At 73.0% G+C, this 10922-nt stretch carries 7 protein-coding genes; 3 read left to right on the forward strand and 4 right to left on the reverse strand.

Translation table 11 applies throughout. The features are described from left to right. Positions 1-2 precede the first annotated feature (2 nt). Positions 3-1352: a hypothetical protein gene (locus QOZ89_RS33920; RefSeq protein WP_312627857.1), complete on the reverse strand. Its 1350-nt coding sequence runs from the start codon at positions 1350-1352 to the stop codon at positions 3-5. A 167-nt stretch (positions 1353-1519) separates the two neighbouring features. Between QOZ89_RS33920 and QOZ89_RS33925 the strand changes: the two genes are divergently transcribed. Together QOZ89_RS33925 and QOZ89_RS33930 are read left to right on the forward strand one after the other, a co-directional pair. Beyond that, on the forward strand, positions 1520-2491 hold the full coding sequence (locus tag QOZ89_RS33925; RefSeq protein WP_198543298.1) for an enoyl-CoA hydratase/isomerase family protein: 972 nt from the start codon (positions 1520-1522) through the stop codon (positions 2489-2491). A gap of 260 nt (positions 2492-2751) precedes the next feature. Next, positions 2752-3501: a TetR/AcrR family transcriptional regulator gene (locus tag QOZ89_RS33930; RefSeq protein WP_071049677.1), complete on the forward strand. Its 750-nt coding sequence runs from the start codon at positions 2752-2754 to the stop codon at positions 3499-3501. 18 nt (positions 3502-3519) lie between these two features. Here QOZ89_RS33930 and QOZ89_RS33935 read toward each other — a convergent pair whose 3' ends face one another. The 3 genes from QOZ89_RS33935 to QOZ89_RS33945 form a co-directional block, all read right to left on the reverse strand. Next, the gene (locus QOZ89_RS33935) at positions 3520-5067 is read right to left on the reverse strand and encodes an MFS transporter (protein ID WP_071049678.1); all 1548 of its coding nucleotides are present in this window, start codon (positions 5065-5067) and stop codon (positions 3520-3522) included. A 429-nt stretch (positions 5068-5496) separates the two neighbouring features. Next, entirely contained in the window at positions 5497-7401 is a 1905-nt protein-coding gene (locus QOZ89_RS33940) for an ATP-binding cassette domain-containing protein (RefSeq protein ID WP_312627855.1), read from the reverse strand. Between the two features lie 8 nt (positions 7402-7409). Then, the gene (locus QOZ89_RS33945; protein WP_083418846.1) at positions 7410-9587 is read right to left on the reverse strand and encodes a branched-chain amino acid ABC transporter permease; all 2178 of its coding nucleotides are present in this window, start codon (positions 9585-9587) and stop codon (positions 7410-7412) included. A 109-nt stretch (positions 9588-9696) separates the two neighbouring features. Here QOZ89_RS33945 and QOZ89_RS33950 point away from each other — a divergent pair, with 109 nt between their 5' ends. After that, a complete protein-coding gene (locus QOZ89_RS33950) occupies positions 9697-10884 on the forward strand; it encodes an ABC transporter substrate-binding protein (RefSeq protein ID WP_083418847.1) in 1188 nt (395 codons plus the stop codon). Positions 10885-10922: the final 38 nt, after the last annotated feature.

The raw sequence follows: 10922 nt of genomic DNA on the forward strand, positions 1-10922 counted from the left end.
CGTCATCCGGCCCGCACGGTCCAGACGAAGGCATGGGCGGCACGACCCGCCCGCGTCGCCATGCCCACCACGGCGCGGGGGCCGCCGGTCCCGACGCCGTCGCTCGCGGCGAAGCCGGAGGGGACGCCCAGGTCGGTCGCGGTCGCGACCAGTCCCAGCCCAGTGGGCGCGGTGCGCGCGGTCCAGAGCACCGCGTGTGTCGTCGTGCTCCCCGGCGCGACCGTCGAGGAACCGGCAATGCGGCCGGCGTCATCGATCGACGCAGCCAGGCTCTCGTCGCCGCCGAGGACGCCCAGGTCCATCATCGTCCCGTCCGCCCAGACGAAGGCGTGCACTGCTTCCCCGGCCGTGGCCGCGTGGCCGACGACCTGGCCACGCTCGTTGATCGCGGCCGCGAAGCTCGATCTGCCACCGAGCGTGCCCAGGTCGGTCATCTGCCCCTTCTCCCAGCGGAAGGCGTGCGAGTCGTCGGATGCCGTCGAGCTCACGCCCACGACCTGCCCACGTTCGTTGATCGCGACTGCACGGACGAAGGCGTACCCGTCGGCCCGCGGCTCGAGGACGCCGAGATCGACGAGCCGGGCGCCGTCCCACAGGTAGGAGCGAGTAACCCGCGCACCGCCTGGTTGGACGATCTCGGCCGAGCCGATCACCACGCCGTGGTCGTTGATCGCCTCGCCATACTGCCTGACCGCGCCAGGCATGGCGGGAACCCGGGTGAACTCGCCACCGCCCGCCGGTCCGACGCCGGCGTGGACGACGACCACGGAGGCGCCGTTGTCGACCAGCACGTCGCCGCGGTCGTTGATGTCCTTGCTGGTGCCGGCGCCCGGCGGGCCTACGGGCACGGCGACGGCGTCCGGCAGGTGCCAGACCACCGGTTGGAAGCGGCCGTTCCCGAGATCGACCGCTCCGGCCACCTGTCCCCGCTCGTTCAGTGCGCCCACCATGATCGAAGGTCTGGTAGCGAGCGGCGCCGTGGCCGACGCGGGATCGCCTGACGGCGCGGGACTGCTTGACGGCGCGGCGAGGTCGTAGCGACGTCCACCGGTGAACAGGAAGGCGCGCCCACTGTAGGGCCAGTAGCCGGCGACGTCGCCCCGCGCGTTGATCCCCGCGATGGTGGCCGGGCCCGCGCCGTCCCCGCTGACGTCGGTCACAGCCTCGATGCCGAGCGGCGACGCCGGGCTCGCCGCTTCCGAACCAGAGATCGCGACCGGCGACCCACCATTGGACGGCGTGGACGCGTCCAGGCTCCCGCACCAGGCCAGCCCGCCGAACAGCGCCAGCCCGCCGACCGTGGCCGCTGTGGCGAGGGGGACCGCACGGCGCGCGACGATCGAAGCCAGCATCACGACCACGACGACATCGTGATCGACCCGCGGTCACCTGTCGACCAGGAGGGCGCCGACTCGGCCGGGAGAGCGCCGTCATGACGTACTTGTCAGCGCCGCGGGCAGGCACCGGCGGAAGTGGGAGCTCTCGACCGGAACGGTGCCTCCGGTCGACACTGCAGGGCGTGCCTGAGACCACCGCGGCGCCCCGCGCCGCCGACGAACCGGAATCCAGGGCTGCCGAATTCAAGGCTGCCGCGTCCCAGCCCGCCGAGCCCGAGCCGGCCGAGCCCGCGTTAGCCGCGGCTTCCGAAGCGGCGGCGCCCACGACGTCGGGCGACGTGCTGTTGACGTCCACGACCGGTCGGGTGCGGCTGCTGACCCTGAACCGGCCCCGGCAGGCCAACGCCTTCAGCTCCGGCCTCTACCTGGCCGCCGCCGAGGCGCTGCGCGCGGCGGCCGTCGACGACGCGATCGGCGCCGTCGTCCTGACCGGCGCCGGCAAGTACTTCTCCGCGGGCACCGACCTTGTCGAGATGGCCGCCCAGGCATCCACGGTCGCCGCGGAGAATGCCGAGGCCACCGAGACGGCGGAGGAGGCGGCCGCGGGCACAACCGGCGGCGGTCCCTTCAACGCCTTCCTGGATGCGCTGACGACATTCCCGAAGCCGCTGCTCGCGGCCGTCAACGGCGCGGGCGTCGGGCTTGGCCTGACCATGCTCGCCCACTGCGACATCGTGCTCATCTCCGAGGAGGCCCGCCTCCTGGCGCCGTTCACCACGATGGGCGTCGCTCCGGAGGCCGGCAGCAGCTACCTGCTGCCTCGCCGGATGGGCCGGCAGCGGGCGGCGAAGGCCCTGCTGGCGGCGGAATGGATCTCGGCGGCCGAGGCGGTGGAGACGGGCCTGGCGCTGCGGGCCTGCCCGGCGGAGACGCTGCTGGCCGAGACGTTGGCGCTCGCCTCGACGATCGCCGACAAGCCGCTCGCCTCCGTGCTCGCGACCACCCGGCTGATCCGGGATGCCGAGCGATCAGGCGTCGAGCGAGCCCGGCAGGCCGAGAACACCGCCTTCCGCGAGCTGATGCGCCGCCCCGACCTGGGCACCGCCATCCTGGACCGGCTCGGCCCGGCCACCCGCGACGAGCGGCGGAGCTGACGGCGGCGGAGGCGAGGCGGCAAAGGGGGAGCGGCAGGACCAGGCTGGCTCGACGCGGGCCAGCCGGCGGGGCTGGCCGCGCACAGCGCGTCCGCCGCGTTCAGACAACAATTCCCGCTTATTCCACATACCCATGGCGACGCAAGCCGCCAGCACGTTGGCGGGACGGATAGGCTGTACATTTCCTTGGCAATAGCATGTCGCGTCGCCTAACAGGTACGACGCCTCCCACGCTGCCACGTCCGATACAGGGGAGCACGGTGGAACCGATCCGCGAGCGCGCGGCCGACGCGCAGCCGCGGCCGGTCCGCCGCGCTCCCTGGTCGGGCCGCTCCCCCGCCGCCGCCGCCGAGTCGGCCCGAGAAAAGATCATCGACGCCACGTTGGCCTGCATCCGGCGGCACGGCCTGGAGCGCACCTCGATAAGCGCGATCGCGACGATCGCCGGCGTCTCCCGGCCGACCGTCTACGCCTATTTCGACACCCGCGAGGCACTGGTATCCGTCGCGCTCGAGCAGGCGGGCGCGTCGATCGCCGAACGGGTCGTCGCCGCGGCCCGGCGCCGGTCAAAGACGGCCGGCGACTTCGCGGTGGAGGCGCTGATCGCCGCCCGCCGGGAGTTCCGCGCCGAGCCGGCGCTGCATCCGATCAGCCAGGCCCCGGCGGACCCGTGGGCCGCGAACGAGGCGTTGTCCGAGAACTCGCTGCAGATCGCCAGGACCATCCTTGAGCCGATCACCAGCTACGACCCGTCGCTGGAGTCCCGGCTGGATGAGATCACCGAGACGCTGATCCGCTGGCTGCTCTCGCTGCTCATCTTCGACAGCGACCGCACATCCAGCGACACCAAGCTGCGTGCCTACCTGCGCCGCAGCGTCGTCCCGGCGATCCTTCCCCCCGAGCCCGGCGAATGCTCCACCGAGCCGGGTGACTCCGAACCCACCGACGCGTCCACAGCCGAGGACGAGCCGGCTGCCGACAAGCCCGTCCCCGCCGATCCCATCCCCTGACGCGCGTCGTCGGGCGGCTCAGGTCGTCGACTGGACGGTCTCGCGTTCGTCCGTGCGGCCGGCCTCGGCGGGCTCCGTCGAAGCCGCCGCCCTGGCCGGGCGCATGAGGATCAGGACGAGGATCGCGGCGAGGACGCCGACAGCGCCGGCCACGACGAAGGTCGCCTGGACGCCGCTGACGGCGGCGGCGTGCGCGGCCGTGTCGAACGCCGGCCTGGCATCCGCCGGGGTGGCGTTCAGCAGGCCGGGGGTCTGGCCCCCGGCGATCGCGTGTGCCACCCGGCCGCCGCCCGCGGGGATGGGCTTGCCCGCCAGGCTGTCCTGCGCGCGGGCGACGAAGACGCTGCCAAGCGCCGCGATACCGAAGGCGTAGCCCAGCTGGCGCATGGTGTTCACCGCTCCCGCGGCCATCCCGGTGCGCTGGAGGGGCACCAGGGACATGGAGACCGATCCGAGCATCGGGGTTGTCATGCCGACGCCGATACCGATGATCGCGAAGCCGGGGATCAGGGCGGGCCAGCTGGCCGACCCGTGCACGAGCAGGGCGACCACGAACCCGCCGACACCGATGAACGCGAGTCCACTGCCGATCACCAGGTCCGGTCGGCGCTCATGCAGGAACCGGCCGAGCAGCGCGGAGACGAAGAACGCGGTGATGGAGAGTGGCAGCCCGGTGAGGCCTGCCTCCAGCGGACTCATCCGCAGCACCGACTGCAGCCAGATCGATGTGTAGGTGAAGGCGGAGAAGGCGGCGAACGTCATCAGCAGTCCGGCGATCAGCACGGCGACGAACGAACGGTTGCGCAGCAGCGCCAGGTCGAACATCGGGTGCGACGAGTGCGCTTCCAACGCGGCGAACGCCGCCAGCAGCACCACCGTCGCGCCGAGGAGCAGCCAGACGCCCGCGTCCGACCAGCCGTCGTCGTTCGCCCTGATCAGCGCGTATGTGGCAGCGGCGGCCGCGGCGGTGAAGCTGACGATGCCCGGGACGTCCACCCGGATGCGCAGCTGTGCCCGAGCGTCCGTGAGGACCGTCAGCGCGAGCACGACGGCGACCGCGCTAACGGGCAGGTTCACGAAGAAGATCCACCGCCAGGAGATGTACTCGGTGAGCACCCCGCCGACGATCGGGCCGATGGCCGACGACGCGCCGGCGACCGCTCCCCAGATCCCGTAGGCGGCGCCCCGGTCCCTGCCCGTGTAGGAGGCGTTGAGCAGCGGGAAGTTGGTCGCGAACATGGCGGCGGCGCCGATGCCCTGCACCGCGCGGGCCGCGACCAGCAGCCCGTCGTTCGCGGCGAGTCCGCACATCAACGACGACAGAGCGAACACCACGAGCCCGGCGATGTAGGCCCGGCGGTGCCCGACGATGTCCGCGATCGAGCCGGCGCCGAGCACCAGCGCGGCCAGCGCGAGCGCGTAGGCGTCGATGACCCATTGCAGCGCCCCGAAGGACGCGTGCAGGTCGTCGACCATGCTCGGCAGCGCGACGTTCACGATCGTGACGTCGACTAGCAGCATGAACGTGCCCAGACAGACCGTCAGCAGTGGCAGCCATTTGCGCATCGTGATACCTGCGATTCCGGCGAGACAGTGGTATGCGGTTGGGCCCCTCGTGGGCGGCTCGGTCTCCCAGCATGCTCCACGGGTCCGACAAGTCGGCCGTTCCGGGCGGCCGGGCCGGCCGTCGTCCGGGGACGACGGTCGGCACCTACCGAGACCGCGTGGTCGACGGAGGACTGCCGCGTCCCGGGCACCAGTGCGTAGATTTCCCCTGATAGACGCACCTAAGCGGCCCGAATCCGCCGTCCTCGCGGCTTGCGCAGAATCTTGAGCCTGTCAGCCGACGACCCGCAGCCAGAACCATGAGGCGGTCGGCACGGAGGCGCTCCGGATGCGCTCAAGCTTGACGGCCGCCGTCTCCATGAGACCGGTCGCCGCGACAGAACTCATCGCGACTCGTCGCGCGGCCAGGCGCGGGAAACGGGTTCGCCGTCACTCAGGCGGTTGGGTGGTGCCGCCGAAGTAGCTCTCCTCGATGAGCTCGGGGTGCGCGATCAGGTGAGCGGCGTCCTCATGCAGGGCGATGCGGCCGCGGTCGAGGACGTAGGCCCGGTCGGCGACCCGCAGCGCGAGCGAGACGTGCTGCTCGACCAGCAGTACCCCCAGGCCCGTCTCGTCGGCGACGCGGCGCAGCGCGGCAAGCAGCGGCGGCACGATGCCGGGCGCGAGGCCGAAGGAGAACTCGTCGACCAGCAGCAGCGCGGGCCGGCGGACCAGCGCGAGGGCGAGCGCGAGCTGCTGGCGCTCGCCGCCCGAGAGCGCTCCGGCCGGCCGGCCGAGCAGCGCGCTCAACGCCGGGAACAGTTCGAGAACGGCCGCGATCCTCTCCCCGGCCCGCTGGGCGCCGACCGACGGGGCGGCATCGGCGCTGGCGGTGGCACCGCGGGTGCCATCGCTGCCGGAGGGGCCGACGCCGGCTGGGGCGCCCGCGCCCGCGGCGGGGCCAGCCGCGGTGTCGGGACCGGGCCAGCCCGCCCCGGCGGCACCGCGCGGCGCGGGATGGCGGACGGCCAGCCGCAGGTTCTCCCGGACGGTCAGGGTCGGAACCGAGCCATGCCCCTGTGGCACGACGGCGAGCCCCCGCCTGGCCAGCCTGTCGGGAGTCGCTCGCCGGGTGGGCGAGCCGAGCAGCGTAACCGTGCCGGTGACCGGCGACAGCAGCCCGGAGATCATGCGGATGAGCGTCGTCTTGCCGGCCCCGTTCGGGCCGAGCAGGGCGACGATCTCTCCTGGGCGGACGGTGAGCGAGACGTCGCGCACCACCGGCGCGCCGGCCGGGACACCGCCGCCCGCGAGGGCGAGCACGCCGCGGCGCCGCCCGCCGTAGCGCCCGACGACCCGGTCGACCTCCAGCAACACGGGCGGCAGCGCCCGCGCCGCCGCCGAACCGGGCCTGGCCGGCGTGGTGTCGCCTGTGGACGCCGGCCGGCGGGGCCGCGGCGGGGCGGGCACGTCGGCATCGCTCGGCCCGGTGCCCAGGTAGGCGGTCCGCACAGCGGGGTGCACCCGGACCCGCTCGGGCGGTCCCTGGGCGACCACCCGCCCGCCGTCGAGCACGACCACCTCATCGCAGACGGAGAAGACGAGCTCGACGTCGTGGTCGACGAGCAGCACGCCTATGCCAGCGGCGGCGAGCGCACGGAGGCGGGCGGACAGGGCCGCCCGTCCCGGCGCGTCGAGGCCGGCGGCCGGCTCGTCGAGCAGCACGGCTCGTGGCCGCCCGGCGAGCGCCCGCCCGAACGCGAGCGCCGCCCGCTGGTCGTGGGTCAACGTGTCCGGCAGCTGGCTGGCGACCGCGGTGAGGTCGACCCCGCCGCGTCCCGCCCGGGCGAGCCCGCCGCTGATCGCCGCGCCGATGGCCAGCGGCCCGGTCCTCGGGCCGATGGTGATCGGCCCGGTCGAGGCCGGGCCGACGGCGGCGACCGCGGACGCAAGCGGCGAGGCCCCGGCCGGGTTGGCGAGCCTGCCCGTGGCGGCACCGCCGGCGACGGCCAGGTTCTCGGAGACCGACAGGTCCTCGAACAGCTCCAACGACTGGAACGTACGGGCCAGGCCGCGCCGGAACCGCTCGTGCGGCGCCAGCGACTCGATCCGGGTGCCGTCGAGCAGGATCGACCCGTCGGTGTCGGACCCGGGCACGAAACCGGTGATCGCGTCGATCAGGGTGGTCTTGCCGGCACCGTTCGGGCCGATCAGCCCAATGATCGTGCCGGCTGGTACGACGAACGACACGTCGTCGACGACGGTCACGCGTCCGTAGCGGACGGTGAGACCGTCGACGGCGAGCCCGCGCTCGGGCGCCACGAGCGCCCCCATGTTCGGCAGTGACCCGCTCACTGACCCACTCACCGGGCGTCCCCCTCCGGCGGTGCCCCACCAGCCACGCCAGTTCCGGGCCGTCGATCGCCCGGGATGCTCGGTTCGCCCGCGGGCGCGACCCCGGCCCGGGAGTCGGCTCCGGCCGGCGGGGCCGGTCCTGTCAACGGGCCGGTCCTGCTCCCCGGCCTCAGCTGGGCGGCGACGCCGCGCGCCCCGCCCGGCCGGGCGCCGCTCCGGCCGGCCCGGTGCGCACCAGCCGTCACGGGCACCGCCGGCCGCCGGTAGGCGAGTCCCGCGGGCCGCAGCACCGCGAGCACCACGACGGCGAGCCCGCAGATCAGCGACTGGTAGGTACCCAGCCCGGCCACGTCGTCGAGCGCGGTGAACACCAGCCCGCCCGGCACCAGCAGCCCGGCGGTCAGCGCTCCGGACACCGTCGTCACCCCGCCGACCGCGACGACGGCCAGGAAGAACAGCGACGCGGTGACGCCGAACGAGTCGAAGGAGAGGGTGCCCTGGCCGTAGCCGAGGAGGCAGCCACCCAGGCCCGCGATCCCGGCCGAGATCCCGAACGCGAGAACCTTGGTACGCCGGACGTCTACGCCAGCCGCCGATGCCGCTCGCTCGTTGGCCCGGACGGCGAGCATCCGCCGCCCGAAGCGGGAGCCGCGCAGCCGGACGACGCCGTAGCAGCAGGCGGCCAGCACGACCAGCGACAGCAACCCGTACTGCACCCGGGGGAAGCCGGGGCCGGAGAGCCCGAAGTCAACGCCGAACACCTTCGGCGACGGCACCTTGGTGCCGCCAAGTCCACCGGTGACCAGCGGGTTGGCGAACACCGCCTCCTGGATCGCGACGCCGGCGGCGAGTGTGATGACCGCGAGGTCGATGCCGCGTACCCGGCGGGCGACGAGACCCAGCAGCAGGCCGACGGCGGCGGCCACGGCCGTCGCGAGCAGCGGCGCCACCGGGAACGGGATGTGCAGGCTGCGCTGCAGGCGGGCGAGCAGGAAGCCGGCGACGCCGGCGATTGACATCTGCGCGAGCGAGAGCTGGCCGACGTAGCCGACCAGGACGACGAACGACAGGCAGACGACCGCGCCGGCGATGCTGCGTTCCAGGCCGAGCCGGTAGGTCCCCTGCAGGAGGAAGAGCGCGCCGACGCCGACCGCGAGCCCAGCGAGCAGCGTGAGCGCCGCGCGCCGCGCGCCGGTCGGCGGCCCCACCGGTGGCAGCCGGGTGATGGCCGCGGCGGTCGTGACCCTGCCCGGCACCAGCTGCCCGCGCGAGACGGCGACCCCGATGAGCAGCAGCAGCGGCAGCAGCTCGCGCAGGCCCGGCTGGTCGAGCCAGCTCACGTCCTGCCGGACCTGGAGCAGCGCCGACTGGGCCATGCCGAGAGCGAGCGCGCCCGCCACGGTCGCGCCGAACGACGAAAGGCCGCCGAGCAGCGCCGCCGCGAGCGCGGGCACGACGAACAGCGAGAACGTCCCCGGGTTGAGGGCGGAGACCGGCGCGATCAGGATTCCGGCCGCCGCCGCCAGCACCGCCGCCACCACCCAGTTCGCGGCGGCGATGAGCTCGGTGCGGTAGCCCCACAGCGCCACCGTGTCCGGGTCGGCGGCGACGGCCCGTGTGGCGAGCCCGAACCGGGTCCAGCGGGACACGGCCCACAGCACCAGCCCGGCGGCGATGGCGAGCGCGGCGAGCAGCAGCCGGTCGCTGGGGACCGTCGTGCCGAGCACCTTGACGGGCTTCTGCGTCAGCACCGGGTCGAGGGACCGGCTGTCGGTACCTGACGGCCCGGAGACAAACTGGATCACGGCCACGGCCTGCAGCGCGATCATCAGCCCGACGGCGGCCACAACGGCGGTCATCGGCGGCGCGGAGCGCAACGGCCGGAACACCAGCAGATAGCCGATCAGCCCGAACAGCCCCGCGAGCGCCAGCGAGACCGTGAAAGCCAGGGTGAACGACGGGTGGTCGGTCAGATGAATTCGTGGTGGCACGCCGACGACGGGAAAGACGATGTCGCCGACCTCACGCAGCTCGGCGTACTGGTACGTCGCATACATGGCGAAGGCGCCATGCGCGACGTTGACCACGCCAGATGCCCGATAGGTCAGCACAAGGCCGAGTCCGAGTGCTGCGTACACGGCCCCGGTGCCAAGCCCGAGAACCAACGCGGCTAGATACGTGGACACACCTGTCCCCAAGCTCGACTCGACCGCGCCCGGCTGCCGACGGGAGTGTAGCTTCCTGGTCGTGATCCGTTTTGGGCGTGTTCTCGCGGCTGGCTGTGTAGCGCTGGCGATGGTTCTCGCCGGGTGCACGAGTCAGCGCGGAGGGGATTCGGCGGGCGACGGCACAGGCAGCGGGACGCCCGCCGTCGGGCCGACCGGGCCACCGCTGCTGCTCGGCTATGTGACCCAGGAAAACAGCGCGGTCGGCTCGTTCCCGGAGACCCGGGTCGCCGCGGAGGCGGCGGCCGCGTATGCGAACGCGGAGCTGGACGGGGTCAAGGGCCGGCCCGTCAAGCTGGTGACCTGCGCGACGAACGGCTCGCCCGAGTCGTCGCAGGGCTGCGCGAACAAGCTCGTGGCGCAGCACCCGGTCGCCGTCGTCGGCGGGATCGACGTCGGCGCCGAGGCGGCGATGGAGGTCTACAAGAACGCTGGCATCCCCTACGTGAGCGGCTCGCCGCAGCTCAACGGGGAGCTGAACTCGACGAACTCGTTCTCGCTGACCGGCGGCACCGCGGCCGAGCTGATCGGCATCACCGACTACCTCACGTCGGTGAAGAAGGTCCACAGCGTGCACGCGCTGTACGTCGACCTGTCCGGGCTGCTCTCCATCGCGATCGACTACTCGAGGCAGATCCTGAACAAAAAGGGCGTGACGGACGTCACCCTCACGTCGGAGAAGGCTGACGCCGCCGACTTCGCCCCGGCCCTCAGCAACGCCGCCAAGGGCAATCCCGACGCGATCGTCGTCGTGTTCCAGGCGCAGGCCTGCGCCCGCATCGTCCAGGCTGCGAGCGCACTCAACATCAAGACACCGATGTACCTGATCGGTTCCTGCGCGAGCCCCACCGTCGCCAGGGCGGCCGGCGGGCACACCGACAACCTGGTCTTCGCCTCCGGCTACCTGCCGGCGACCGACGGCGACAAGGACCCCGCCGCCGCGGCCTTCGCCAAGCGGGTGCCGGCCGAGCAGCGGACCTCCGGTTCGGAGGGCTCGTTCTCCGCGGTGCTGGTGGTCCGCAACCTGCTCGAGACCCTGCCGGACCCGACGCCGGCGGCGCTGACCACCGCGCTGCGGGCGACCAAGGAATACCCGAACGTCATGGCGCATCCGTTCACCTGCGACGGCAAGCAGATCAATCTCCTGCCGTCGATCTGCAACTCCGCCGTGCGCCTGCTCACCTGGAACGGCAAGGGCTTCACCGACCTCACCGGCAACTGGGTCGACGGCCGCAAGCTCCTCGACCTCGTCAGCTGACCCCGCCGCCCTCGTTCCATCCGCTCGTCCCTCGGCGG

The sequence above is a fragment of the Pseudofrankia coriaricola genome (assembly GCF_032027725.1).
In the GTDB taxonomy this organism is placed as follows: Bacteria; Actinomycetota; Actinomycetes; order Frankiales; family Frankiaceae; genus Pseudofrankia.

Excerpts from the sequence above, each read along its gene's own strand:
- QOZ89_RS33920 (WP_312627857.1), bottom strand. The coding sequence starts at position 1,352 with ATGCTGGCTTCGATCGTCGCGCGCCGTGCGGTCCCCCTCGCCACAGCG.
- QOZ89_RS33935 (WP_071049678.1), bottom strand. The coding sequence starts at position 5,067 with ATGCGCAAATGGCTGCCACTGCTGACGGTCTGTCTGGGCACGTTCATG.
- QOZ89_RS33950 (WP_083418847.1), top strand. The coding sequence starts at position 9,697 with ATGGTTCTCGCCGGGTGCACGAGTCAGCGCGGAGGGGATTCGGCGGGC.